A 25,643-nucleotide genomic window follows, 5' to 3' on the forward strand; every position below is an offset into this window, starting at 1 on the left:
TTAAGCTAACCTATAGTTAAATATTTGTACGAAGTGGAGTTTGTCAACAGGGGCAAACTTTATTTTTTTGCGTGTTAATTAATAAAGAGAGAAATCTCTTTATTTTATTGGATTTGTTTAAGGAGGATTTTCCGTTTTGGAATTTTTAGGAACTTTAAGTCTTGTATTAATTACAACTGCTTTTGCCGGCCATTTTAGTAGAAGAGCTGGTATTCCAGCAGTAATTGGACAATTGTTAGTTGGGATTCTTTTAGGACCTGCAGTATTAGGATGGGTTCATAGTGATTCATTTATGCATACTTTTTCTGAAATCGGGGTCATTATTTTAATGTTTATTGCTGGACTAGAAAGTGATCTTGGGATGTTGAAGAAGTACATCAAACCAGCGACAGCAGTTGCAATTAGTGGTGTAATTTTTCCAATCGTTTTAGTTTATATTTTTGGTAGATTATTTCATTTTAATAACGAACAAGCAATTTTCCTTGGGGTTACTTTCTCAGCTACATCAGTAAGTATTTCTGTAGAAGTGCTTAAAGAATTGAAAAAGTTAAATTCTAAAGAAGGAACGACAATTTTAGGTGCTGCTGTAATTGATGATATCATTTCAGTAATTATTTTAAGCGTTTTGGTTAGTGCATTTAGTAATGTTCAAAGTGCAGAAGGTGGACATCAATCAAGTAGTCTAGGAGTTAGCTTTTTATTAGACGTTGCATATTTTATTGTGATCTTCCTACTATTTAAGTGGATTGCTCCTAAGATGATGAAAATTGGTGAAATGCTTTCGATTTCATCATCTGTAATCTTGATGTCCTTAGTATTATGTTTAAGTATGGCATGGCTTGCAGAACAAGTTGGCCTAAGCGATGTTGTTGGATCATTTTTCGCCGGAGTAGCAATTGCTCAAACGCCATATAAACAAGAAGTTGATTCTAATATTGAACCAATCGGATATGCGGTTTTCATTCCAATGTTTTTTGTAAGTATTGGATTAAATATGACTTTCAAAGGATTCTTTGATGATTTGATTTTCATCGTACCACTAACTATTTTGGCATTAATAACTAAATGGTTAGGTTGTGGTTTAGGTGCTAAAATGTTAGGAATGGATTTTGATTCAATGAATATTATTGGATCAGGTATGGTTTCACGTGGTGAAATGGCTTTGATCATTGCCCAAATCGGTTATGAAGCACATTTATTAAGTCCTGAATTTTACTCAGGTGTCATTTTTGTTATTATTTTAACAACATTAGCAGCACCATTTATGTTGAAAGCTGCAATTAAAAAGCAAATGTGTAGAAATAATTAAAAATTAGTAAAAAAAGTAAGATTTTAGCAATCTTGCTTTTTTATTTTGGATTAAAGATGTGAAAATACATTGAATTTACTGATTTTTTTAAGGAATTTGTACTTTAAAATATTTTAAAATGTATAATGAAAAGTAAAAGAGTGAAAAGTAGAGGAAAAATATAAATTTTATCTACTGTAACAACTAAGATAAGGAACTACAGAAAATGGAATTTTCACAAAAATTTGTAAATTTAACAATCAAAATGCGCGAAAAATCATTTGTTAAAGTAGTACGACAAACACTCGCAATGCTCTTTCCATTTGCAGCATTAGGAAGTATTGCCTCTGTAATTAATGATTCTATTTTATCGAGTGAAGGCTTTATTGGAAATATTTTTTATATTGCAAACTGGTTACCGCATATTGCACGAATTCGTTCAATGTTTTCGGCTTTTAGTATGCTAACAATTCAAATTATTGCAGTGTTAGCAGCATATCAGGCCGCTGTTTATACTGCTAAAATATATCATAAAAATTCAGAGTTAACCGGAATGACTGGAATGCTCGCTTTTTTAATTATCGCTTTAAGACCAGCACAGCAACAATATGGACTTCAGACATTATTAAAATTTAATGTCAATACGCGCCTTCTTGGAATTCAAGGTTTATTTGTTGGAATTTTTGTAGGGTTTATTACAGGACAGATTTTTCGGATAATTTGTAAAAAGAAAATTACAGATGATACAGATGTTTTTGAAAAAGCATATCAAACTGTTGCACCAGTATTAGTGGCATTAACTATTGCAATTTTAATAAATCAAATCATAATTCAGTTATATCATTATGAAATTCCAGATGCGATTTCTGATTATTATCAAAATCTATCAACGAAAAAACATGATTTACTCACAACTTTGATTGTAGGTGCATGGTCGAGTTTGATGGCATGGTTTGGTTTGAGTGGCCCATATAATAATCAAATAAATTATGATTCTAATCCTGCAACGGTTGCTAATGCAACTTTTGCTTTGAAGAACCATGACGTTTGGAATGTGCCATACAAATATACAGCAACTACTTTATATCATAGCTTTGGAACATTTGGTGGAGTAGGTTCAACTTTAGCATTAGTAATTGCAATAATTTTAGTTTCAAGAACAGAACATTATCACCGAGTTGCTCGTTGGTCAGCATTTCCAGTGCTATTCAATACAAATCAATCAATTTTATTAGGAATTCCAGTATTGTTTAATCCAATTTATTTGATTCCATTTGTATGTACTCCTGTTATCAATATGTTAATTGCTGCATTAGCAATTCATTTAAAGATTATGCCACCAGTCACATATCCTGTGCCGCTAGCTACTCCGGGAGTATTAAATGCTTTCATTGGTACTGGTGGAAATTTCATTGCACTTTTTATTGGGATATTAGTTTTGGCAATCGACGTAATAATCTACATCCCATTTGTGAAGTTTTCAGATCGGATAAAGGTTGAATTAGAAGTTCAATCATTGAAAACTAAAACAAAGTTAATGAAATAGGGAGATGGACATATGACAGTTAATCGTAAACATAGTCGAATCGTATTACTTGTTATTTTTATTTTATTAATTGGATTAGCAATTCCATCCTATATTTGGACAAAAAGAAATATTCAAGATTTAGGTAAATGGCAGAACTCCCGTTTATCACCAGTCATTATGATTCCTGGAAGTTCAGCAACAATTAATCGATTTGATGACTTAGTAAAGCTTTTAAATAAAAATGATCATCAAAAGCACAGTTTACTGAAAGTGAAAGTCTACAATAATGGCAAAATCAAATATTATGGCAAAATTCGTTCAGGAGATAATGAACCAATTATTGTAGTGGGATTCGAAAATAATCATGATGGATACAATAACATTTTAAAACAAGCTAAAATGTTTAATGAGGCTTTTAAATCATTGCAGAAACGGTACTATTTCAATAATTTTAAAGCGATTGGACATTCAAATGGTGGATTAGTTTATACGGCTTTTCTTGAAAAATATTATAAAGATTATGACGTTAAAATGACACGATTAATGACAATTGGATCACCATTTAACTTTGGAGAATCTAACTTAAAATATAAAACACAAATGTTAGCTGATTTTATCAAACAACGAGGTAACTTACCTAAAGATTTAGTTGTATATTCAGTTGCTGGGACTGAAAACTATGACTCTGATGGTTTAGTACCAGTTAACAGTGTCGAAGCTGGAAAATACGTATTTCAAAATCAGGTAAAAAGTTATACAGAAATTACAGTAACTGGGATTAATGCACAACATTCAGATTTACCTCAAAATCAACAAATTGTTGATTTAATTCAAAAATATATTTTAGATAATCAAATGCCAAAAAATGACAATGACGTCAAGAAGGATAACAAATAATTTAATTATAAGAAATTCTTGATTATGTTTAAGGAATGTACTCATTTTGATAAAATAGAAGTAAATTATCAATAAAGGAGAGGCAATTTCTTGCAAACGTTTGGGATTATTGTACTTATTATTTGGTTATTGAACTTGTTAGCTGCAATTATCACGGTTTTCCATGAAAAACGCGATATTTCAACTACTTGGGCATGGTTATTAGTGTTAGTATTTATTCCTGTATTAGGATTTATCTTGTATCTATTTGTTGGGCGTAAAATTTCGCATGATAAAATATTTACAATTCAAAAAGAACAAGAAAAAGTTATTAATGCATTAACGAAACGCCAAAAAGAAATGTGGCAAAAACGCGACTTAGATAAAGATAGTACTCAACAAGAGCGTGAATTAGAGCATTTATTCCTTGAGTCTGAAGGGGCTTTTTTAACTACTAATAATCAAACAAAGTTATTTGACGATGGAAAAGTCTTTTTTAAGGCGTTAATTGATGATATTAATCAAGCCAAGGATAGTATTCACGTTGAATTCTATACATTTTATGCAGATGATATAGGACATGAAGTCTTGCATGCCCTCGAAAATGCTGCTGCTCGTGGCGTTGAAGTGCGTGTTTTATATGATATGTGGGGTTCTAAAGGAACTAATTACAAATTCTTTAAAAAGCTAGAAGAACTTGGCGGAGCTGCTCAAGGCTTCATTTCTAGTTCTGCTAAACAAGTAATTACAACACCAAGATTAAATTACCATGATCACCGTAAACTAGTAATTATCGATGGTAAGACTGGGTATATTGGTGGATTTAATATCGGAGATCAATATCTTGGAAGATTACCTAAATATGGATATTGGAGTGATACTCACATGCGTGTATATGGCATGGCTGTAATTCAGATGCAAGCTCGTTTTATGATGGATTGGAATACAACTTGTCGTCGTACAACCAAAAAACGATTTGAATTCGAAAAACGTTTCTTCCCTGTGTTTGAAGGAAATGGCCATACAAAAATGCAAATTGTGTCATCTGGCCCAGATAGTGAAAGACAATCAATTAAACGTGGTTATCAAAAGATAATCTCTACTGCACAAAATTATTTATACATTCAAACACCATATTTGATTCCAGATGATTCAGTTCTAGAGTCATTAGTAATTGCTGCTTTATCTGGAGTGGATGTAAGAATTATGATTCCATGTAAACCAGATCATCCATTTGTATATCGTGCAACTGAATATTATGCAAAATATTTAGTTGATAATGGCGTAAAGGTTTACCGTTATGACAATGGATTCTTACATGCTAAGACCATGATTACTGATGATACAATTTCTTCAGTTGGATCTGCTAACTTAGATTTTAGAAGTTTCAAATTGAATTTTGAATGTAATGCATTTTGTTATGATGATGATTTGACTAAACAACTAAAAGCTATATATGAAAAAGATCTAGAAAATTGTACTTTATTAACACCTGAATATTTTGATAAACAATCTCGTTGGCGGAAATTTAAACAATATTTCTCACGTTTGCTTTCACCAACATTGTAATTGAAAAAGAAACCATAATTATTTATGGTTTCTTTTTTTCAAGCAAGAATTTTTGATATGACGCGCAGTTTCTTTGCATTCTTAAAAAATAATTAAGAAACGATTATAAAAATGATATAATTAAAGATAAAAGCATGAAAGGTGTGTATTTTATGGAATCTGAAAATGGTTCGCAAAAAAAGATGGGCCTTATCGCATTAGTTTTAATGATTGTTTCTTCAATTTACGGGATTGGAAATACAGCGATTGGGTTCTATCAAATGGGATATGCTGGGATTATTTGGTATGTTCTAGCAGCAATCTTATTCTTCATTCCTGCTGCATTAATGTTTGCAGAATATGGATCAGTTTTGAAAGATGCCCATGGGGGAATTTATTCATGGCTTGAATTCGCAGTTGGAGAAAAATTTGCTTTTACGGGGACATTTATTTGGTTAGCCTCATGGATTATTTGGCTATTAACAAATACTTCAATGAACTTTATTAATTTCTCAGAAGCAATTTTCGGTAAAGATACTACTCAAAGTTGGCATTTATTTGGGCTATCATCTAATGCTACATTAGGAATTTTAGGAGTAATCTTTATTTTTGCAGTTACATTTTGTGCTATACGTGGTTTTGATAAGATTTCTAAAATTGCTTCTATTGGAGGAATTTTTGTAATCTTTTGTTCAGCCTTTGTATTTTTAGGAAGTATCATTTGTATATTTATGCAACATGGACATTTTGCACAACCTTTAACTGCTAATGGATTTATTAAATCTCCAAATCCACTATTTTCAACACCATTAGGAATGTTATCATTTATTGTTTATGCAATCTTCTCTTATGGTGGAATGGAAACAATGGGTGGTGTAACAGATAAAGTAAAAAACTCTGAACGTACATTTCCACGTGCTGTAATCATTGCTGGTTTATTTATGATTATTGCATATGCGGTATTAATGCTATTCTGGGGTGTTACAGCAAACTGGAATCATTTATTAAACCATTCAAGTGTTGATTTAGGAAATGTTCCATATGTTTTAATAAGTAATTTAGGTTATACTTTAGCGATCCATTTTGGAGCAACTGTAGTTGTTGCAAATGAAATCGGTAAGTGGCTTGTTAGAATTATGGGATTAGTGCAATTATTAGCGTTTACCGCAACTTTCTTTGTAATGGTATATTCTCCATTAAAATCATTTATTATGGGTTCACCTAAACATTTCTGGCCTAAGAGTATTACAAAATTAAATGACAAAAAGATGCCTGCAAATGCTATGTTATGGCAAGCCGGATTGATTTCGGTCGCATTGCTTTTAATTTCATTTGGTGGTTCTACAGCACAAGATTTTTATACTATTTTAATTGATATGATGAATGTTTCTACTTCAGTACCATATTTATTTTTAATTGGTGCCTTTCCATTCTTTAAGAAGAAAATGGCAGGAAAAGAGCAATCATTTGAAGTATATAAGAGTCAACGAACAACATGGGTTGTTACAATCATTGCATGGCTAACAGTCTTATTTGGAATTATCTTTTCTGTAATCAAGCCAATTTTTGACCATGATATCAAAACTTTCGTTTGGACAGCAATCGGGCCAATCTTCTTTGGTATTTTAGCTTTAGTCATTTTATATTTCGATAATAAAAGAAATTCCAAATATGATTTAACAGATGACAATCAAGAAGATGAAGAATAACTAAAGAGATGAGAATATATTTCTCATCTCTTTTTTTTTGACATAAGACAGGATGAATGTTCGGGTATAAGTGGTTAATTTTTAAAAAATATGTTCAGTATTAAGTAAAAAATATTATATAATAAAAATATAAGTTATATTTTAACCAAGGGAGAGTTGAATCTTGAAAGTTTTTGATTATGAGAATGTTCAATTGATACCTAATAAATGTATTATTAAAAGTAGAAAAGATGCTGATCCAAGTATTGATTTTGGTCATCATCACTTTAAAATACCCGTTGTTCCTGCTAATATGGCAAGTGTAATTGATGAAAAACTTGCAATTTGGTTAGCGGACAATGGGTATTTTTATGTAATGCATCGTTTTGAACCAGCAAAAAGATTTGATTTTGTTAAAATGATGCATGCCCGGGGATTATTTGCTTCAATTTCATTAGGAATTAAAGACAGTGAATATAATTTAATTGATCAATTTAAAGCAAATGGGATTCAACCAGAATATATTACTATTGATGTTGCACATGGACATTCAATATATGTGATGAAAATGGTGGAATATGTAAAACAAAATTTACCTGATACATTTGTGATTGTTGGTAATGTTGCTACACCACAAGCGGTTATTGATTTAGAAAATTCAGGAGCGGATGCAACTAAAGTCGGAATAGGTCCTGGAAAAGCATGCATTACTAAATTAAAAACTGGCTTTGGAACTGCAGGATGGCAGTTATCAGCTATTTGGCAATGCAGTCAAGTTGCTAAAAAACCAATTGTTGCTGATGGAGGAATCCGGTATAACGGCGATATTGCGAAATCAATTCGTTTTGGTGCTTCAATGGTTATGATCGGTTCAATGTTTGCTGGGCATTTGGAATCACCTGGTGAAATAATTGAACGTGATGGGAAAAAATATAAAAAATATTGGGGATCGGCATCAAGCGTTCAAAAGCATGATATTCATAATGTAGAGGGAAAGGAACTTCTTGTCCCATATCGCGGAAAAATCGCTGATACATTGACCTCAATGGAAGAAGATTTACAATCTTCGATTTCATATGCAGGTGGTAAAGATTTAGATGCATTAAGAAAAGTTGATTTTAAAATAATTGAAAACTCAATAATTAATGGTGATTATTTAGGATAATAAAAAAGGCTGTGAATTACACAGCCTTTTTATATATAGAATAATTGCTAAAAATAGTCTTTAAAGACTTACAAAAGAATTAAACTTCATGTATTTATAATGTAATCTCATGTTAGAAAATTCAAGTGGGGTACCATTATCTAAGAAGAAAATTCCTTCCATTACTCCAGTTGGTTCGGTTGGAGTTAATTGTAATAACTCTTGATCATGTGCAGTTGATGGTTCTGCATACACAGACATAAATGATTTTGAAACGGATTGTTTGAGTTCTTGTTGAACATATTCAAAAATTGATTTTTCTAAAATGCTACTACTCAATTTAGGAAGCAATTTAATTGGAATATATCCAGTTTCAATCATGAATGGCTGATCATCAAAGAAACGAAGACGCTCGATTTTATAAACAAAATCTTCTGGTTGAATAAAAAGATCACGTTGTAATTCTTCGGTGGGACGAACTACATTAAAATCTAATACTTTTACTGTAGGCTTTTCACCATTAAGTTTAAAGTTATCAGAAACCCCTAAGTTTTTGCCAGAACCATAATTAAAAACTGATTCATTTTTTAAATATAAGGGATTAATAAATGTTCCTGATCCACGTTTTTTAAAAATAATACCATCATTTGCCATTCGACTTAGAGCACGTTTGATTGAACTTCGACTAACATCATATGATTCAGCTAAACTTCGCTCATCTGGCAATTTCATATCAGGAAATTTTTGTGCAAAAATTTTTTCTTTTAAATCACCAATGATTTGTTGATAAATTAATTCAGCCATGAGAATTTAGACTCCTTAAAGTAATGCTAATACCAGTTAAGCACAGGAAAGCAAACTTGACAAGGAAAATATTTCTTAATATAAATTGTAATTAGTGCAAAGCAAATTAAAAAAGTATATAATTAACCACAGTTAATTTATTTTATATTTAATATATATTAGTTTATAGTAAGCTTAGTTCTTACTACTAGGAGGAAATTATGGCATCAGTATTAGTTGTAGGTGGAGCTGGATATATTGGCTCTCACATGGTTGACCGTTTAATTGAAAACGGTGAAGATACAGTGGTTGTTGATAATTTATCTACAGGTCATCGTGCTTCAGTTAGCGATAAAGCTAAATTCTACGAAGGTGATGTTGCAGATAAAGACTTCATGCGTAAAGTCTTTAAAGAAAATCCTGAAATTGATACAGTTATTCACTTTGCAGCATATTCATTGGTTGGTGAATCAATGCACAAGCCATTGAAATACTTCGATAATAACGTTGCAGGCTTAATCAAACTTCTTGAAGTTATGAAAGAAGTTAATGTTAAGAATCTTGTATTCTCATCATCCGCAGCAACTTATGGAATTCCTGATCATATGCCAATCAAGGAATCAGATCCACAAAGCCCAATTAACCCATATGGTGAAAGTAAATTAATGATGGAAAAAATCATGAAATGGGCTGATGAAGCATATGGAATCAAGTATGTAGCTTTGCGTTACTTCAACGTTGCAGGTGCAAAGCCAGATGGATCAATTGGTGAAGACCACGGTCCAGAAACTCACCTAGTTCCAATTATTTTACAAGTTGCTTTAGGTGAACGTGAAAAATTACAAATCTATGGTGATGATTACAATACTCCAGATGGTACAAACATCCGTGATTATGTTCACCCATACGATTTAGCAGATGCACACATTTTAGCAATGAATTACTTGCGTGATGGTAAACCATCAGATGCTTTTAACTTAGGTTCATCTACTGGTTTCTCAAACTTAGAAATGTTAAAAGCTGCTCGTGAAGTAACAGGAAAAGAAATTCCTGCTGAAATTGCTGGCCGTCGTGGCGGAGATCCAGATTCACTTGTTGCAGCTTCAGATAAAGCACGTGAAGTTTTAGGTTGGGAACCTAAATATGATGATGTTCACAGTTTAATTGAAACTGCATGGGCATGGCACTCAAAACATCCACATGGTTTTGAAGATTAATTAAAAAGAGAATGGAAGTATTCCATTCTCTTTTTTTAAACATAAAAATAAATTTTTAAATTTAAATTATTTTTGCAAACAGTTATCGCATCTCATTGTGAAAACTGTTTCTAATGTTGTAAACTAAAATTATAGCAGGGAAAGAAAATGTTAGACGCTTTTACTTTTGGGAGGATTGGAAATGAAAATTTTACAAAAAACATTTGGTCGCTATAATAATGAAAAAGTTACAGAAATTAAATTAGTCAATGATAATGATGTAGCAATTTCTTGTCTTACAATGGGAGCAATTTGGCACCAATTTTTAGTTCCTACTGAAGAAGGCAAATATCAAAATTTATTACTAAGTTTTGATGGAATTGATGACTACTATTCAAATACACAAAACATTTGTAAATCAATTGGACGTGTAGCAGGAAGAATCAAAAATGCTTCATATGATTTAAATGGAAAGCATTTTGTATTGCCAGAAAATGACCATGGTAATACTCTTCATGGTGGTCCACATGGATTTTCAACTTGGAATTGGAATTATTCAACTTCAAGTAATAAGAATAGTGTGAGCGTAATTTTTCAAAAGAAGATTGATGAAACAATGGATCAATTTCCTGGAAACATCCTTGCTACAATTATCTATACTTTAAATAACAATAATAAAGTAACAATTACGTACAGTGCGATGAATGGTAAAGAAGATACATTATTCAATCCCACATGCCATGTTTACTTTAATTTGAGTGATCGGCGTGATTTAACAACACACGAATTAGAAATTAATAGTGATAATATTTTAGAAACTAATAGTGATTTAATTCCAACAGGAAACTTAATTCCAGTCGAAAATACGCCATATGATTTCCGCAATTTTAAGAATGTTGCCTTAACAGTTGGTGAAGTTCATGGTTTAGATACAGCATATGTTGTGAATGAACCAGGACATGGGATTAAACCAGTTGCTGTTTTAAGAGATAAAGCAAGTAATCGTCAAATTACTGTAAATTCTGATCGAAATGGATTAATAGTTTATACTCCTGAAGATATCCAGGGACAAAAGATTTCATTTAGTCGAGATAAGGGTAGTTTGGCTAATAAAAATGAAGGAATTGCACTAGAAGCACAAATGTTACCAGATGCAATTCATCAAGACAATTTTGGTGATATTGTATTACCACGTTATAGTAAACGGACATATCGGATGTCATTTACATTTAAACAATTACCTAAGAATGAGTAGAAAGATTTTAAAGATGGAGAATTTTTTATTTGATTTTGATGGCACAATCGCTGATTCAGGCGATGCAGCTACATTAGCAACGCAAGCATGTTTTAAAGATTTTGACTTGGAAATTCCTACAAACGATCAAGTACGTTATTATATGGGAGTTCCAATAGAGACATTTATTCCAGAGTTAGTTGAAAAGCAAGGAAAAGACTTCACTGAGGAACAATATAATGAGATGTATCAAAGTTTTAGAGAGCATTATAGTGAAATTGAAATGCAAACAACAACGTTATTTCCTGGTATGAAAACAACTCTAGAACAATTAAAAAATGAAGGGAAAAGACTTTTCGTTGTCTCAAGCAAGAATTCAATTTCATTAAAACGAAATTTAAAGCATTTAGGCATTGCTTCATTATTTGAAGATCTAGTTGGATCGGATCAAGTTGAAAATTATAAACCCGCACCTGATGGAATTTTAATTTTGCTAGATCGTTACCATTTGGATAAAAAACAATCAGTAATGATTGGAGATGCAAAGTATGATCTTCAAATGGGGAAAAGAGCTGACATCAAAACTTGTGGATGCTTATGGGATACCTTTGATAAAGAATTATTGGAAAAGGAACATCCAACATATTTAATTGAACATCCAAGTGATTTATTAAAATTATAAAAATTGAATAATTAAATCAATCAAGCTTTGAATGAATCTAAATATTTTTGATGCTAAAATCATCAATATTTTAATTTATACTAAGCTTGATTTTTTAGTATGTTACAATTTTGTTGCTATCTTGTATAATAAAAATATCGAAATAAGTTGAGAGAGGAATTAATTAATGAATTTATGGGAGAGATTTTTAAATAATACCCATTTACGTCGTTTTGCAGTATTAATGGTTATTATTGCAACGTTGTTTATTTTTAAAAGTATGATTAGCATTATTTTGCTAACATTTATTTTTTCATTCTTAATTATTAGATTAATTAATTGGATACAGAAAAGAGTTAAGATTCCATCGCCAGCAATTGTAATTGCAGTTTTTTCATTGCTGATTATTTTTATAATAGCCTTGGTAACCACATATGTACCTAAGTTAATTGTTCAGTCAGAAGCACTTGTAAAATCTTTAATTCATTTTTATAATAATTTGCCAGCTGAAAAGGGCACAATTTCAGCCTATATAGCAAGTTATATTAAACAATCAAACTTTTTACATCAACTTCAAGGTGGCATGACTGTAATCTTTGGCTATGTATCAAAAGCGGGATCTATGGGCTTTACCTTTGTAATCTCACTTTTATTAAGTTTCTTTTTTACAGTTGAAAAAGAAACAACATATAAATTTTCACGAAGCTTTTTAACAGGGCCATATTCATGGTTCTTTAAAGATATTTATTATTTTGCTAATATTTTTACTAATACTTTTGGGGTAGTATTAGAAGCACAATTTCTAATTGCAATTGTAAATACAATCCTTACATGTATTGGTTTAGGAATCATTGGTGTTCCTCAAATTGCTAGTTTAGGAGTAATGATTTTTATTTTAAGTTTAGTGCCAGTTGCTGGAGTAATTATTTCAGCTATTCCAATGTCATTTGTTGCTTATACAGATGGAGGAATACGCGATGTAATTTATGTATTAGTCATGTTATTAATTATCCATGCAGTTGAAGCATATATTTTAAATCCTAAATTTATGTCAAGTCGGACAGAACTGCCAATCTTCTATACATTTGTAGTATTATTTGTATCGGAAAGGCTTTTTGGAGCATGGGGATTGATTGTTGGAATTCCAATTTTTACTTTCTTTTTAGATGTTTTAGGTGTAAAACCGCTACCTGGTCGTCACCATAAATTAAGACAAAAAGCACAACGACACAAGAAAGGTGAAAGCAATGAATAAAGATGATTTTATTAAAGAATATGCAATAAATCGTGAGAATACTGATTCAGTTAAATGGGATGGTTTAAAAGATCGTTTTGGACAAACAGATTTATTGCCAATGTGGATTGCAGATACAGAATTTAAAATTCCAAAACAAGCTCAACAAGCAATGCAAAAACGCATTGAAGAAGGTGCTTTTGGCTATTCATTTGTTGATGATGGTTACTATGATGCATATTTTAATTGGCAAAAAGAACGTTATGGAATTGAATTACATAAAGAATGGGTTCGTTTTGGAACAGGTGTAGTTCAATCATTAAGCACAATTCTTCAACTATTAACACAAAAAGATGAAGCTGTAATGGTTTTACAACCTGTTTATTATCCATTTATGGACGTAGTTAAACAAAATAAACGTAATTTAATTGTTTCTAACTTAATTAATAATCATGGCCATTATGAGTTAGACCTAGATGATATGCGTCAAAAAATGGAAGAAAATCAAGTGCATGTTTTGATTTTCTGTAATCCTCATAATCCTGTAGGGCGCGTTTGGAATGAAACAGAATTAACAGAATTATTAGAATTATGTCGTCAAGAACAAGTTATTTTAATTTCAGATGAAATTCATCATGACTTAACGATTGATGGCAACAAATTTGTTTCAACATTAAATGTTCGTGATGGTTTTTACCGGGATAATTTAGTAGTTTTAGATTCACCTTCAAAAACCTTTAATATGGCAGGATTATTGAATAGTCATGTCATTATTCCAAATCCACAATTAATGAAGCGTTATGATGAATATGCAGCAGTTACAAAAGCACCAACTGGAAGTGTAATGGGAAGAGTTGCAGCACAAGCAGCTTATACATATGGTGTTGACTGGTTAGAAGGATTACAGGCTGTAATTGCATCTAATTATCGTTATATGCGCAATGAATTTAAGCAAGAATTACCGGAAGTTGTAATTTCACCACTCGAAGGAACATACTTAGCATGGATTGATTTATCAGCATTAATTCCAGAAGAAGATCTAGAGGAAGTTGTTCAAGAAAAAGCTAAGTTAGCGGTTGATTATGGAAAGTGGTTTGGAGATGCAGGTAAGGGTCATATCCGCATGAATTTAGCAACTACACCAGGCAATGTAGAGCAAGCAGTCCAAAGTTTAATTCAAGCAATTAAAGATTATCAAGAATAATTTAACTAGACACTATTATTTTTTTTGATTTCAGTGTAAAATATGATTTGTAATATCTTAATGAAGAAAGAGGTTTACACGAATATGTCAAAATTAGTATTCATCCGTCACGGACAAAGTGAATGGAATTTAAAGAACCTTTTCACAGGTTGGACAGACGTTAACTTAAGTGAAAATGGTGTTGCAGAAGCAAAAGAAGCAGGTCGCAAGCTTAAAGAAGCTGGTATCGAATTAGATCAAGCTTACACTTCAGTATTGAAGCGTGCTATCATGACTTTACACTACGCATTGGAAGAATCAGACCAATTATGGATTCCAGAAATGAAGTCATGGCGCTTAAACGAACGTCACTATGGTGCTTTACAAGGCCAAAACAAGGCAGAAGCTGCTGAAAAATTTGGTGAAGAAAAAGTTCACATCTGGCGTCGTTCATACGATGTTTTACCACCATTATTGAGCGAAGATGATCCTCGTTCAGCTGCTAAAGATCGTCGCTATGCTGACTTAGATCCACACGTAATCCCTGGTGGTGAAAACTTAAAAGTTACACTTGAACGTGTAATGCCATTCTGGGAAGATCACATCGCTCCAGATTTGATCGAAGGTAAGAACGTAATCGTTGCTGCACACGGTAACTCATTACGTGCTTTAACTAAGTACATTGAAGGTATTTCTGACGAAGATATCATTAACTTGGAAATCCCAACAGGCCAACCAATCGTTTATGATATGGACAAGAACTTAAATATCGTAGATAAGAAAGAACTTTAATATTTGTTCTGTGAAAGGCTGTGACCATTATGGTCGCAGCCTTTTTTTTATAACTTTAAATGGTGTATATAAAAAGGCTGTTAGGATGTTATGCAACATGAAAAATCGATAATTGCATTAAAAAATTCATATTTCTTCTTTTTATTATAATTAAGTGTTTGTTTTAACAGCTTTATTGTCATAAATGCTAAAATAAAATTAGTTAAATAGAGAGGAACTGTATTTATGATAAATGTACGAAAAAAATTTGATTGGCTAAGTTTGATTTTAGGTATTTTATTGATATCTTTAGGTGCGATGGCATTAAATGCTCCTCGAAAAACGTTAACCTTAATTTCAATTTTTGTTGGAATTGGAGCTTTAATAAAGGGAATTTATACAATTTGGTTTAGACGTGGAATGAAAGATTTGACGGGAATGAAATTAACATTTTTATTAATTTCATCAATCATTGATATTGTTTTAGGACTACTCTTTATTATTCATATTAATTTTGGAATAGTTGTATTAGCATATTTATTTGCATTCTGGTTTATTTTCGATTCAATCATTCAACTATTTACAGATCATTTTTTCAAAGCAATGAATTGCTCATATTTTGATCTTTTAATTGTATTAAACATAATTACATTGATTTTAGGGATTGTACTATTATTTAATCCAATGCTTTCGGTTTATACCTTAGTTGGTTTAGTTGCATTTTACTTATTCTTTATTGGAATTGTAAAAGTCATTCAAGCATTTTAGATATAAAAAAGAGCCTAAGATATTATTATCCTAGGTTCTTTTTTTAACACTATTAAATTAAAATTCCATTGCAATGATCAATTTCATGTTGAATTACTTGAGCGATGAAATCATCAAAAGTATCTGTATGATCTTTGAAATTAATATCTTTATATTTAACTTTAATATGTTGATATCTCTTGGTATTTCGAATTCCAGTTAGGGATAGACATCCCTCTTGTGTTTCATATGCACCACTTTGTGAAATGATTTGAGGGTTAATCATGATAACTGGTAGTTGACTAAAAGAGATAACGATGATTTGTTTATTTTGACCAATCATATTTGCTGCTAATCCTGCAGCTTTGTCAGCATTGGCAATAAAGGTATCACGTAAATCGTTAACGATTTGGATATCTTTAGGAGTTGCTAATGTAGACTTAGTTTGCAAAATTGTAATATCATGTATAATTTTTTGTTCCATAACTAATCCTTATTAAATAATGAAGCTAATTTATCTGCAATTTCAGGATCGAGAGAATCAGCTAAAGCATTACTGTTATCTTCTTCTTGAGTTGTTTGAGCATTAATTTGTTCTTGTTGTTTAATTACTTTGATTAAAGCTTCTTCAGCTTCAATGATAGGGTTAATAGATAAAACTCCACCAGCTGAATCTGCATGACCGCCGCCATTAAAATATTTAGCAGCAAAATGTGCAACATCCAATTTACCATTACTACGTAATGAAACACTATGTGCATCAATTACCAGTGCAGCTTGAACATCATGTTTTTGTAACAATGCATGAGCAATTTCTGATTTATAATCACTTGCATAAACAACTCCAAAAGAGTAACCATCAACATTAAATTCAGTAACGTTCTTTAAATGTTTGTCTAAATAACGTTGACGTCGTCCGTTTAAAGTACTGATTAATAAAGCATTTTGTGCACGGTATTGTTCCCAACCAGTGTTATAAACTGTTTCAACAAATTTTTGTGATTTAGAAAGTGGGTAGAACCAGAATAGTTGATTTAATTCATCAGCAGCCTTACGTTCCTCAACGCTCATATTAGGATCTTTTTGCCAATCCCAAGTATCATATGCACGAATTAATTCAACTAATTGTTCTAACTGCTGTTGACGTTGAGAAGGGATGTTAGTAAAATTGACATTCTTTTTTAGCCAATCCCAAACTAAACTAGTTGCACTAGGATTGATGTGTTCATTTGTAGGCGAAATGCAATTAGAAGCATATTGTTGACGCAATTCTTCAGCACTTTCGTGGTGATCGAAAATTAACCAATGATTAGCAAAATGGCTCTCTAGTTGTTTGAATGAGTATTCATTATCTGGAGTCATATCCATAATGTAAACATCAGTATAATTTTGAAAATTGTTTTTATTAAAAAAATTATCTAATTCTTTGCCTAGATTACCTGCAGAACAAGTTGTTAAATCGAAATCAACACTGTTAAAGAGATAAGGTTGCAAAGTTGTCAAAAGTAACGGAGCACCAAAACCATCTAAATCATTATGTGAAAATAATTTAATGTGTTGCTTTTTTTTCATTAAAAATCCTCGATTTTCTAATTAGTCTAAACCACCTTGCATTATACCATAATATAGGCATTAGTTTGATATGAATTAGCGATTTTGGTATCATATTTAAAAGGAGATAAGACATTTTTTAAGAATAGGATGGGGATTTTGACACGGGAAAAAATTCGCTATTTTAAAGATTTTGATGAAGATTTAGTTAAAACTAGCGATCAAAATTATCAAATAAGCCCAGAATTTAAATGGATTCGTAAAGATAACACATTTAAATTTTGGTCAAATATAATATCGAACTTGGCAAAGGTATTTGCTTGGGGATATAGCAAGATATATTTGAAGCAATCATTTGTAAATCTTGATATTCTTAAAGCATACCGAGATCAGGGCTTTTTTTTATATGCAAATCATACTCAACCAGTTGGTGATCCGTTTTTGCCAATGTTAGTAGGAAATGCACGTAAATACTATGCGATTTGTGTTCAAGCAAACTTAGGAGTGCCAATTGTAGGGCCATTAATGCCTTATGGTGGGGCACTTCCAATTCCAAGTGATCTACACCAATTACCGAAATTAGTTGAGGCAGTTAAATATCATATTAATCAGGGGGATTATATTGCAATTTATCCTGAAGCACATGTGTGGCCTTATTATACTAAGATTCGGCCTTTTTCAGAGGCAGCATTTCATTTTCCGGTAATTACAGATGCACCTTCATTTGTGATGACTAATACCTATCAAAAAGCAAAATACTCAAAAAGGCCTAAAATGATAACATATTTAGACGGCCCATTTTTTCCGGATAAATCATTACCTAAAAAGCAAAGACAAAGAGCTTTAATGGATCAAATTCATCAAGTAATGGAAAAATGTAGCCTTTTAAGTGATGTTGAATATGTAAAATATATTCGAAAGGATGGTTAATGGGAGCATGAATATTTTATATTGTGGTGATAAAAATATTCAAGACGGATTGTTAATATCAATTTTATCACTGCTTAAAAATGTAACAGAGCCATTATATATATACGTAATGACAATGGACTTACATACTGAAAAAAAGGATTATCATGCAATTTCAACACAAACAATTGAATATTTAGATAAAATTGTTACACAGAAAAATTCTCAAAGTTTTGTAAAACGAATCGATTGTACAACGTTGTTTGCACAAGAACTACCACGAATAAACATGCAAACACGATTTACACCATATGCAATGCTTAGACTATATGCTGACCAAGTTCCAGAAATTCCAGATAGAATACTATATTTGGACAGTGATGTGATTTGTTATCAAAACTTCAGTAATTTTTATCATCAAAACATTGATGATGTTGAAATGGTAGGGGTTCTAGATCATTACGGTCGATGGTTCTTCCATCATAATTTATTTAAACTAGATTATATTAATTCTGGAGTATTACTTTTAAATATGAAGTTAATTAAAAAAGACAAATTATTTGCGAAAGCACGAAAATTATGCCAGGATAAATGGATGTTTATGCCTGATCAATCTGCTTTAAATAAATTATGCAAAACGAAAAGGATTGTTAGCAGGAAGTATAATGAACAACATAAGTTACATTCAGATACTGTTTTTCAACATTTTACAACTAGTTTTCGCTTCTTCCCATGGTTGCATATTCAAACAATTAAGCCATGGCAAGTTGATTTAGTTCATAAAAAATTAAAAATTCACGAATTTGATGATATTTTAAAAGAATATCAAAAATTAGTACCATATTTTGATCAAAAATATAGTGCTGATTAAATCAGCTATTATTTATCTTTAATTATTATATTTATTATTTTTGCAATTTTATTTTGAAATTAAAGCAGGAACTATGCAAAAGTTGTTGATGACTAGAATGAACTTTTTAAGTGCAAGGAGAAAGAATTAAGTTATGATTATTTTCCCAAATCGTGATGCGGTAATTAAAAATATCCAAAAAAATGTGGCTAATAAAGAATATAATAAAAAAGTTGAAATTGATGATCCACAAATGACTACTAAAGAAAGTATAAACCGCATAAATGAATACTTTAGAAAACGAGCTACTCCAATTGGCAAAGTAAAAAATCTATGTGCACGTGCAATTTATCGTGGCGTAACATGGGTTGAAAATCGCCATACTGAAGTTGTTGGTTTAGAAAATTTAACGGCACTAGATCGTAAAAAGGGCGCAATTATAACTACAAATCATTTTAATCCGCTCGAAAATACAGTAATTCGTCGTTTTATGAATAAAGCAAAATTACACAAAAGATTGTTTATAATTTCGCAGGATACTAATCTTGCAATGAAGGGCTTAGTTGGTTTCTTAATGAATAACTATGATATTATCCCACTAAGCAAAAGTATTAATTATTTAGGTCAAACTTTTCCTAAAATTTTAAAGAAAATAATTAATGATGGCAATTATGTATTAATTTATCCTGAAGAAGAAATGTGGTTTAACTATCGTAAACCAAGACCTTTAAAACGTGGAACTTATTTTTATGCAGCAAAGATTAATGCTCCAATCATTTCTTGCTTTGTTGAACTAAAAGATTTGCCAAGTTTTGAACCTAATACAAATGATACAATTCATCGAGTAAAAGCAATTGTACATGTATTACCTGTAATTTTTCCTGATCCAAATAAATCAGCTAAAGAAAATAGCTTAAGAATGATGGAACAAGATTATAATCAGAAAAAAGAAGCTTATGAGAAAGCTTATGGTAAGAAATTAACATATGATTTTGAACCAGAAGATATCGCTGGTTGGGTTGGACCAAATGCAGATAAAAAGTAAAAAAATAGCAGTTTTGATTTTTCAAAACTGCTATTTTTGTTTAATTAAAATTTAAATGCAATTGATTGATATGGTTTTAGCTTGATTGAATCCGGCATAGTTATACAATCCTTTGTACCATAGTTATCAATAAGAACGGTTGCTTTTTTTCCTTGTAAATCAGTTGGAATATCTGTCCAAGGTTCATAACCATAGAAGTTATTAAGAACAAGTAATTGCTTAGAAGAATGATCTAAATAACGGCGATATGCAAAAACTTGAGGGTGATCAAGTAGCTCAGCTTTAAAATGACCATCTGAAATTAATTCTTCACTTTTACGCAATTTAATCAATTTTTGGTAGTAAGTGAAAATTTCACCATTCTTTAATTCATTTTCTACGTTGATTTCAGTTTGATCTGTAGGTTTTAACCAAGGTTTCCCAGTTGTAAAGCCTGCATTACGTGAAGCATCCCAATGCATTGGAACACGTGCGTTATCGCGTGATTTTGTTTTAATAATATTAAATGCTTCATGAGCACTATAACCGGCATCCATCAATTCTTGATATGCATTTAAACATTCGACATCCACATAGTTATGAATTGAATAGTAATGTGGATTGATCATGCCAATTTCTTCTCCCATATAAATATAAGGAGTACCACGTAATAAGTGCAAGGTAGTAGCAAGCATTTCAGCGGATTTTTCACGATAATTTATTGGATCACCAAAACGGCTCAATGCCCAAGGTTGATCATGATTATTCCAAAATAAAGCTTGCCAACCATCACCTTGATCCATGCCAGTTTGCCATTTACTTAAAACTTGTTTTAATTGCATAAAATCAAAAGGCTTTTGTGTCCATTTATTATCATCTTTATAATCAACTTTAAGATGATGAAAGGCAAAAACCATTGAAAGTTCATCATTACTTGGTTTAGTATATTCAATTGATTTTTCGATGGTAGTAGAAGACATTTCTCCAACTGTGATTGAATTTGGATCTTGTCCAAAACTATTTCGATTAAGCTCTTTAATGTATTTTTCAACAATAGGAGTGTCAGTATATAGTTTTTTCTCTTCAATAGGATCAGTTGAATCGATTAGATTTTCATCTTTACCAATTAAGTTTAAAACATCAAATCTAAATCCTTTGACGCCCTTATTTCGCCAAAAGTTTACAATATTGCTAGCTTCTTTGCGCACATCTGGGTTATGCCAATTTAAATCCGCCTGTGATTTATCAAATAAGTGAAGATAATATAAATCGGTGTCACCAAATTTTTCCCAAGCAGGGCCACCAAATTTCGATTGCCAGTTAGTAGGAAGTTCACCATTAGCTTTAGCTTTTCTTAAATAGAAATAATCCATATATTTTTTATTTCCCTTTAGAGCTTCTTGGAACCATTTATTTTCAGTTGAACAATGGTTAAAAACCATATCAAGCATGACATCTACATTGATATCTTTTAATTTACTTACCAATTCATCAAAATCTTGCATTGTTCCAAAACGAGGATCAATTTGATAGTAGTCTGCAATATCATAGCCATTATCATGTTGTGGAGAAACAAAAAAGGGATTAAACCAAATCATATCAATGTTTAATTTAGCGATATATGGTATTTTTTCGATAATTCCACGTAGATCACCAATTCCATCATTATTGCTATCATAAAATGATTTAGGATAAATTTGATAAATAACTTTTTTTCCTAAGTCCATAAAATCAACTTCCTTTCACTATTTCAATTGAATTTTTTGGCGACGTGCAAAATCACTAAATTTAAATTTATCAGGACGGTGGTATGATTCAGTTAACTGAAATAAAGTAGTATCTGCTAAAAAAGACATACTCCGAACTAGAACAACCAATTTATCTCCCGATAATTCTAATAGTTGTGCAATTTCGTCATCGGCTTGTTCAATAGTAATTTCTTTATTGGCATATGAAATCTCTAAGTTTAATGTATTTTCAATGTAATTATACAAAGAATTCGCTGCGGCAGAATAGGGCAATTGAGTAATTGGTGGATTTAATAAATAATCACGATCTACAACAGCAGGAACATCATCTATTATTCTTAAACGCTCCACAAAAAAGTTTTTTTGATTTTGCTTAACTCCATGTTCCACGAAATATGATGGAATGGGAATATCTGAAAGCAAATTCAAAACATTTGTTTTAGCATTCATATGTAATTTTTGATTCAGTTCTTGAAAACTGATAATTCCTGAAATTGGTAAAGTAAATTTTTTATAATCAAGTACAATTGACCCTTTACCTTGAACTTTTTGGATTAAACCTAAATCATTAAGCTGAGTAAGTGCATTTCGAACAGTTTCACGCGAAGTACCATACAACTGTGTTAATTTATTTTCACTAGGTAAATAATCACCTGGACAAAATAAATTATGATGGATTTTTTCTGCTAGGTCTTGTGCAATCATATCTTGCTTATTCATTTTGCACCTCCAAGATATAATCATTTCACTTTATATTTAATCATAGAATGTCTATGCAAGCAATTACAATAATTAAATAACTTTGATAAAGACTCACCTTAAAATTAATTGACAACTTGTATATACAAGTATAAAATATCACTTGTAATTATGAAAGCGTTTTATTTTAAGGAGGGGTAATCAATGACAAAGAAAAATGTTGCAATTTTAGCACCCAGCGATGGAAAAGTAATTCCATTATGTGCAACTAATGATAAAGTTTTTGCGTCAGGAACAATGGGAGACGGTTTTGGTTTGCAACCAATTGATGTGAATAAAATTCAAGTGGTCGCACCTGTAAGTGGCAAAATAACGATGATTGCAAGTACTAAACACGCAATTGGAATTACTACACCAAATGGACTTGAAGTATTGATACATATGGGAATTGATACGGTTAAACTAAATGGTGATGCATTTGATATTAAATGCAAAGTAGGGGAAAACATCAAAGCTGGTGCTCCTATTGCGATGATGAATTTGGATATTATTAAGAGTCATCATTTATCAGACATGATTTTAGTTATTATTACAAATTCAACTGATAAAATTACTGCTCTTAATATTTCTGAAAAGGAAGTATCAGTGGGGGATTTTGTTGTTGATGCATCGATAAAAGACCTGAAAAAGAAACAAAAGTCTAAGAAAAATTATGATGAAATGGCCAAACAGATTGTTCAATTGGTCGGAGGAAAACAAAATATCTCAAGCGTAATCCATTGTATAACTCGATTGCGTTTTTATCTAAAAGATGAAAAGAAGGCACAAACTGAAAAATTAAAAGATGTCACAGGGGTTATTGACGTAATTAAGGCATCAGGTCAATATCAAGTAGTAATTGGTAATGATGTAACTAATGTATTTGATGCAGTTATGAAACAATTAGGCCCACTTGAAGCTATGGACGAAAATCAAGAAGTAGATACAGAAAAACAAAATACAAATTTAGTTAAACGTGCCTTTAATGAATTGATAGGTTTTATTACTGGATCAATGAGCCCGGTAATTGGAGTAATTGCTGCTTCTGGAATTATTAAGGGGATTTTAGCCTTATTAACTTTGCCTCAATTAGGAGCAATTTTAAAACCTACAAGTACTATTTATTTAACAATAAGTTCGATTGCTGATTCAGCATTCTTCTTTCTTCCAATATTAGTTGGTTATGCAGCTGCCAAGAAATTAGGTTCAGATCCAATTGTGGCTGCAGTTATTGGTGGAGTTTTAACATATCCTCAAATAATAGAATGGGGCAAATCGTTTAAAACGATGTTTGCAATTGGTAATCTAAATTTTGAATTTTTAAATTATGCTTACTCTATATTTCCAATGATTGTTGCAGCTTGGTTAGCTAAGATTATTGGAAATTGGTTCAAAAAGCATTTACCTAGTTATTTGCAAATGATTTTTAATCCATTGTTTACTATTTTGATTGTATCTGCGATCACTTTAGTTATTACAGGTCCAGTGATTCAAGGCGCAGCAAATGGTATTGCTAACTTTATTAATTGGTTAGTACAAGCATCAGGATGGCTTGGTGGATTTGTAATTGGTGGACTTTACCAACTATTAGTAATTTTTGGATTGCATTGGGGTGTTGTTCCATTAGTTGCTCAACAAATTGCTCAAACTCATCAAAGTGCTTTGAACGCAATCATTTCAGTTACAATGGTTGCTCAAGGCGCAGCAGTTTTAGCAGTTGCAATTAAATCCAAAAAGAGTGAAATGAAAGAATTAGGTTTTGCTGCTGCTATTTCTGCATTTTGTGGAGTAACAGAACCAGCAATATATGGAATTAATTTACGTTTTAAGAAAGTGTTTGTTTCTGGTTTAATTGGATCAGCAGTAGGTGGTTTGATTACAGGATTAATGCATGGAACAATGTTTGGATTTACTGGTTCATTAATTGGTTTTTCATCATTTTTCAATCCAGCACACCCAACACAATTAAATAGTTTCTATGCGTTTCTAATTTCAAGTATTGCAGCGATTATTGTCTCATTTTTAGTAACATGGTTCTGGGGATATAAAGATAATATGAAGATTGGTCAAAAAGTAAAACAAAAGAAGGCTCCAGGTATAGAATAAAAGGTGAGTGACCGGTAGGAATCGTTTCCAAGCCGGTTTACTCACCTTTATGTATATATTCTAGTATACTGTTAATAAAGAAGATTGACTAGAAAAATTGCATTGTATAAAATGTAAATTATTATAACGAAATGAAGATGGATTTTTATGAAGAATAAAAAAACAATGACACTTGCACAAAAAATAAATATTTTACGTGCTGCGGTCATGGGGGCAAATGATGGAATTTTATCAGTTGCTGGGATTGTTTTAGGTGTTGCTGGAGCTTCCACAAGTAATTTTGCAATTTTTATTTCAGGAATTGCCGGGATGCTTGCTGGAACTGTTTCAATGGCAATGGGTGAGTATGTTTCTGTTAATGCGGAAAAAGATTCTCAAAAGCAAGCCATCGAAAATGAGAAATTAGCTTTAAAAGATAATTATGATGGCGAAGTAGATTATGTTAGACAAAAGTATTTGAAAAAGGGAATCAAACCAACGCTAGTTGAAAAAGCAGTAACTGAAATGATGAACGAAAATGCTTTAAAAACAATGGTACGTGAACGTTATGGCTTTAATTTAGGTGAATTTACAAGTCCATATGCAGCTGCTATTGTATCAATGATTTCATTTCCATTAGGGTCAATCTTACCATTATGTTCAATTTCTTTCTTTCCACGTTCAATTAAAGTGGTTGGGACATTTATTGCAGTTATTTTTGCACTGGCAGTAACTGGTTTTAGCGCTGCACGATTAAGTCATGCAAATAAATTACATGGTACAGTTCGAAATGTTATTTCAGGAGTAATTACAATGCTAGTTACATACGGCATTGGTAGTTTATTTGGACATTAATT

Annotated in this window: 23 protein-coding genes; 18 read left to right on the forward strand and 5 right to left on the reverse strand. The window is 31.5% G+C overall.

Features of this window, described 5'->3' with window-relative positions; all coding sequences use genetic code 11:
- Positions 1 to 136: 136 nt before the first annotated feature.
- The 6 genes from QPK35_RS00105 (at position 137) to QPK35_RS00130 (ending at position 8,093) form a co-directional block, all read left to right on the forward strand.
- Positions 137 to 1,309, forward strand: coding sequence for a cation:proton antiporter (locus QPK35_RS00105; RefSeq protein WP_290033455.1), 1,173 nt, complete (start codon positions 137 to 139; stop codon positions 1,307 to 1,309).
- A 205-nt stretch (positions 1,310 to 1,514) separates the two neighbouring features.
- Positions 1,515 to 2,834 carry a PTS transporter subunit EIIC gene (locus tag QPK35_RS00110; RefSeq protein WP_290033456.1) on the forward strand — a complete coding sequence of 440 codons (1,320 nt, stop codon included), beginning with the start codon at positions 1,515 to 1,517 and terminating at the stop codon, positions 2,832 to 2,834.
- A 12-nt stretch (positions 2,835 to 2,846) separates the two neighbouring features.
- Positions 2,847 to 3,713: an alpha/beta hydrolase gene (locus QPK35_RS00115; protein WP_290033457.1), complete on the forward strand. Its 867-nt coding sequence runs from the start codon at positions 2,847 to 2,849 to the stop codon at positions 3,711 to 3,713.
- Positions 3,714 to 3,803: 90 nt separating this feature from the next.
- Entirely contained in the window at positions 3,804 to 5,261 is a 1,458-nt protein-coding gene (gene cls / locus QPK35_RS00120; RefSeq protein WP_290033458.1) for a cardiolipin synthase, read from the forward strand.
- Positions 5,262 to 5,413: 152 nt separating this feature from the next.
- Positions 5,414 to 6,949: a glutamate/gamma-aminobutyrate family transporter YjeM gene (yjeM, locus tag QPK35_RS00125; protein WP_290033459.1), complete on the forward strand. Its 1,536-nt coding sequence runs from the start codon at positions 5,414 to 5,416 to the stop codon at positions 6,947 to 6,949.
- A 163-nt stretch (positions 6,950 to 7,112) separates the two neighbouring features.
- Positions 7,113 to 8,093, forward strand: coding sequence for a GMP reductase (locus tag QPK35_RS00130; protein ID WP_290033460.1), 981 nt, complete (start codon positions 7,113 to 7,115; stop codon positions 8,091 to 8,093).
- A 60-nt stretch (positions 8,094 to 8,153) separates the two neighbouring features.
- On the opposite strand, the gene QPK35_RS00135 is transcribed toward QPK35_RS00130, so the two are convergent.
- Complete coding sequence (locus QPK35_RS00135; RefSeq protein ID WP_290033461.1) at positions 8,154 to 8,876, reverse strand: GntR family transcriptional regulator; 723 nt, start codon at positions 8,874 to 8,876, stop codon at positions 8,154 to 8,156.
- A gap of 200 nt (positions 8,877 to 9,076) precedes the next feature.
- Between QPK35_RS00135 and galE the strand changes: the two genes are divergently transcribed.
- From galE to QPK35_RS00170, 7 genes are all read left to right on the forward strand, one after another.
- A complete protein-coding gene (gene galE / locus QPK35_RS00140) occupies positions 9,077 to 10,072 on the forward strand; it encodes a UDP-glucose 4-epimerase GalE (protein ID WP_290033462.1) in 996 nt (331 codons plus the stop codon).
- 181 nt (positions 10,073 to 10,253) lie between these two features.
- Positions 10,254 to 11,306, forward strand: a complete 1,053-nt coding sequence (locus QPK35_RS00145) for an aldose epimerase family protein (protein WP_290033463.1) — start codon at positions 10,254 to 10,256, stop codon at positions 11,304 to 11,306.
- A gap of 13 nt (positions 11,307 to 11,319) precedes the next feature.
- The gene (locus QPK35_RS00150; protein ID WP_290033464.1) at positions 11,320 to 11,967 is read left to right on the forward strand and encodes an HAD family hydrolase; all 648 of its coding nucleotides are present in this window, start codon (positions 11,320 to 11,322) and stop codon (positions 11,965 to 11,967) included.
- 166 nt (positions 11,968 to 12,133) lie between these two features.
- On the forward strand, positions 12,134 to 13,201 hold the full coding sequence (locus QPK35_RS00155; RefSeq protein ID WP_290033465.1) for an AI-2E family transporter: 1,068 nt from the start codon (positions 12,134 to 12,136) through the stop codon (positions 13,199 to 13,201).
- A complete protein-coding gene (locus QPK35_RS00160) occupies positions 13,194 to 14,384 on the forward strand; it encodes a MalY/PatB family protein (protein ID WP_290033466.1) in 1,191 nt (396 codons plus the stop codon). Before QPK35_RS00155 ends, QPK35_RS00160 begins: the two co-directional genes overlap by 8 nt.
- An 84-nt stretch (positions 14,385 to 14,468) precedes the next feature.
- Positions 14,469 to 15,155 (forward strand): 2,3-diphosphoglycerate-dependent phosphoglycerate mutase, encoded by a 687-nt coding sequence (locus QPK35_RS00165; RefSeq protein WP_290033467.1) that lies wholly within the window; start codon positions 14,469 to 14,471, stop codon positions 15,153 to 15,155.
- 225 nt (positions 15,156 to 15,380) lie between these two features.
- Positions 15,381 to 15,902, forward strand: a complete 522-nt coding sequence (locus QPK35_RS00170; RefSeq protein WP_290033468.1) for an HdeD family acid-resistance protein — start codon at positions 15,381 to 15,383, stop codon at positions 15,900 to 15,902.
- Between the two features lie 52 nt (positions 15,903 to 15,954).
- Here the strand turns inward: QPK35_RS00170 and QPK35_RS00175 are convergent, their stop codons facing one another.
- Positions 15,955 to 16,365, reverse strand: coding sequence for a peptide deformylase (locus QPK35_RS00175; RefSeq protein ID WP_290033469.1), 411 nt, complete (start codon positions 16,363 to 16,365; stop codon positions 15,955 to 15,957).
- Positions 16,366 to 16,367: 2 nt separating this feature from the next.
- Entirely contained in the window at positions 16,368 to 17,453 is a 1,086-nt protein-coding gene (locus QPK35_RS00180) for a DHHA1 domain-containing protein (RefSeq protein ID WP_290033470.1), read from the reverse strand.
- Between the two features lie 138 nt (positions 17,454 to 17,591).
- Here QPK35_RS00180 and QPK35_RS00185 point away from each other — a divergent pair, with 138 nt between their 5' ends.
- The 3 genes from QPK35_RS00185 (at position 17,592) to QPK35_RS00195 (ending at position 20,236) form a co-directional block, all read left to right on the forward strand.
- Positions 17,592 to 18,362: a 1-acyl-sn-glycerol-3-phosphate acyltransferase gene (locus tag QPK35_RS00185; RefSeq protein WP_290033471.1), complete on the forward strand. Its 771-nt coding sequence runs from the start codon at positions 17,592 to 17,594 to the stop codon at positions 18,360 to 18,362.
- A gap of 7 nt (positions 18,363 to 18,369) precedes the next feature.
- The gene (locus tag QPK35_RS00190; protein ID WP_290033472.1) at positions 18,370 to 19,212 is read left to right on the forward strand and encodes a glycosyltransferase; all 843 of its coding nucleotides are present in this window, start codon (positions 18,370 to 18,372) and stop codon (positions 19,210 to 19,212) included.
- A 133-nt stretch (positions 19,213 to 19,345) separates the two neighbouring features.
- Positions 19,346 to 20,236: a lysophospholipid acyltransferase family protein gene (locus QPK35_RS00195; RefSeq protein ID WP_290033473.1), complete on the forward strand. Its 891-nt coding sequence runs from the start codon at positions 19,346 to 19,348 to the stop codon at positions 20,234 to 20,236.
- Positions 20,237 to 20,280: 44 nt separating this feature from the next.
- Here the strand turns inward: QPK35_RS00195 and treC are convergent, their stop codons facing one another.
- Both treC and treR read right to left on the reverse strand, forming a co-directional pair.
- Positions 20,281 to 21,942 carry an alpha,alpha-phosphotrehalase gene (gene treC / locus QPK35_RS00200; RefSeq protein ID WP_290033474.1) on the reverse strand — a complete coding sequence of 554 codons (1,662 nt, stop codon included), beginning with the start codon at positions 21,940 to 21,942 and terminating at the stop codon, positions 20,281 to 20,283.
- 18 nt (positions 21,943 to 21,960) lie between these two features.
- Complete coding sequence (gene treR, locus QPK35_RS00205) at positions 21,961 to 22,683, reverse strand: trehalose operon repressor (protein WP_290033475.1); 723 nt, start codon at positions 22,681 to 22,683, stop codon at positions 21,961 to 21,963.
- Positions 22,684 to 22,866: 183 nt separating this feature from the next.
- On the opposite strand from treR, the gene QPK35_RS00210 reads away from it, so the two are divergent.
- Both QPK35_RS00210 and QPK35_RS00215 read left to right on the forward strand, forming a co-directional pair.
- Positions 22,867 to 24,807 carry a PTS sugar transporter subunit IIABC gene (locus QPK35_RS00210; RefSeq protein WP_290033476.1) on the forward strand — a complete coding sequence of 647 codons (1,941 nt, stop codon included), beginning with the start codon at positions 22,867 to 22,869 and terminating at the stop codon, positions 24,805 to 24,807.
- Between the two features lie 147 nt (positions 24,808 to 24,954).
- The gene (locus QPK35_RS00215) at positions 24,955 to 25,641 is read left to right on the forward strand and encodes a VIT1/CCC1 transporter family protein (protein WP_290033477.1); all 687 of its coding nucleotides are present in this window, start codon (positions 24,955 to 24,957) and stop codon (positions 25,639 to 25,641) included.
- Positions 25,642 to 25,643: the final 2 nt, after the last annotated feature.

This window comes from Ligilactobacillus cholophilus (genome assembly GCF_030389495.1).
Lineage (GTDB): Bacteria > Bacillota > Bacilli > Lactobacillales > Lactobacillaceae > Ligilactobacillus > Ligilactobacillus cholophilus.